The organism is Kordia sp. E, from assembly GCF_056033805.1.
This window is the reverse complement of the sequence record NZ_JBRASR010000016.1, coordinates 1-2,020: the sequence shown is the minus strand read 5'-3', so window position 1 is coordinate 2,020 and position 2,020 is coordinate 1. Positions and strand designations below refer to the sequence as shown.

Below are 2,020 nucleotides of genomic sequence, written 5' to 3'. Positions count from 1 at the left end.
TCAACAATGGCATTGGCATCATCGATGGCATCCATCTGATTGATATGATAGCTTACTGTAACATTATTCTCGTTATCTACAATCTCAGCCTCTGATAGAGTAAGATCAAATACCAAAATCCCATCAATATCATCATCACACTGAGTTAATGGCTCAGGCATGGTGTTAGGAGTTGGTACTGGAAGTACTCGAAGTGTCATAGTGATATCGGTAGTACATCCTGCGCTATTGGTTGCTCTGATGCTAATTGTTTGTGGATTAATTATATTTTGATACGCTGATGGGTCTGCTATTGGCGTGTCACTGGCTAGATCCGCAGCATTAGCATAATACGCAAGTGTTAAACTAGTATCCCCACCTGTGATCTCTAAGTATTTATCGGTTAAATCAAAAGTGGTCAGTTCATCACTGGTATCACCACTAAGCTCATCATCACAGAGTTGAAATTGAGTAGGTTGTACCAGTACTGGTGGTCCAACCACAATAATATCAAAACTACCAATGGCAAAACATTCGGTAGTGTTATGTTCTAAACGTACCCAGATTGTTTGCTGATTGGCTACAATGTTGGTATAGTTTGTAAGGTTCACAATAGGATTAACATCATCTTCTGCGTCCATTTCACTCTCATGATAACTAAGGGTGAAGTCTCCTGGGGTTTGTGTTCCATAGATCTCTGTCTGTGTCTGAGTAAGATCAAACATATCAAAGCCATCTAAACTTGACGCATCATCACACTCTTCTAAATCTGTAATCACCAGTGGCAATACAGGAATTGGTGTAACTGTTAATAATAATGGTGTAACAGTAAAACATCCTGTCACAGTATTGGTTGCCAAGACATAGATTGTTTGACTATCCATCATAATGTTAGTATATGGAGAGGCAAGCGGAAATAGATTCATCTGTGCATTTTCTAGTGTCTCATGGAAACTATAGACTACATCAGGCTCATTGTTGATAATATCATTTACCAGATCATTTAAATCAAATAATTGGAATCCATCATTGTCCTCATCACAGATGTCAGCTGTTAGCATTCCATTTGGATCAAGAGTTGGACTCGGAAGTGGATTGACTCTAATATCAAAGGTAATCGTATTTTCACATGTTGTGGTATCATTGGTGGCTCTTACAAAGATGGTTTGCACACCAATCTCTGTATTGCTATACATGGTTGGATCCGCAATAGGAGTATCACTAGCTAGATCCGCTGCATTGGCATAATAATCAAGACTAATCCCTGGCGCGCTGTTAAGTAAGTCCTCAGCAAGAGACGTTAGATCAAATACTTCAATCCCATCATTAAGGCTAATGGTATCACAAGCTTCTAAACCTGGTAATTGTACAAGCGTTGGCAATTCATTGACAACAAGCGTTAGATTGGTCGCGGTAAAACAGCCTGTGGCTAAATCCTCCACACGTACCCAAATCACTTGTGGACTTGGCGGTATGTTGCTATAAGCGTTTGGATTGTTAATCTGTCCTACACCAGTACCATTAGCGGCATTGACCTGTGTGTTATAATAAGAAATATCATGAGTTAATGGATCTTCTCCATTTAGAATGTCTGGTTCACTTTGAGTAAGATCAAACTGAGCAATTCCATCGGTATCGGTATCACACTCAGCAAGAATCGTTGCATTCATCGCAGCAACCTCAGGTGAATCATGTACAATTAAATCAAGCGATACTACATTGAAACATCCCGTAAGGACATTCTCCACACGCACATAAATTGTTTGAGTATAAGCATTGATATTGGTATAATTATCCGCTAAAACATTCACATTGTTATCAGCATCTTCAGGTGTTTCGTGATAAGTCACCGTTACTTGTCCTGGAATTACACCTCCTGTAATTTGACTCTCGGTGCTTCTGATATCAAAGATTCCAAAACCATCATTGTCTGTATCACAGTATTCTAATGGTGTTGCAGGGAAAACAGTTGGTGATTCACTGACAACGATATTAAAATTAGTAATACTAAAACATCCTGTAGTTCCATTTTGAACACGAA

The 2,020-nt window shown here is 39.1% G+C and carries 1 pseudogene; it reads right to left on the bottom strand.

The features are described from left to right. A pseudogene (locus ACUUYC_RS25370) lies at positions 1–2,020 on the bottom strand (CUB protein); the annotation flags it as partial.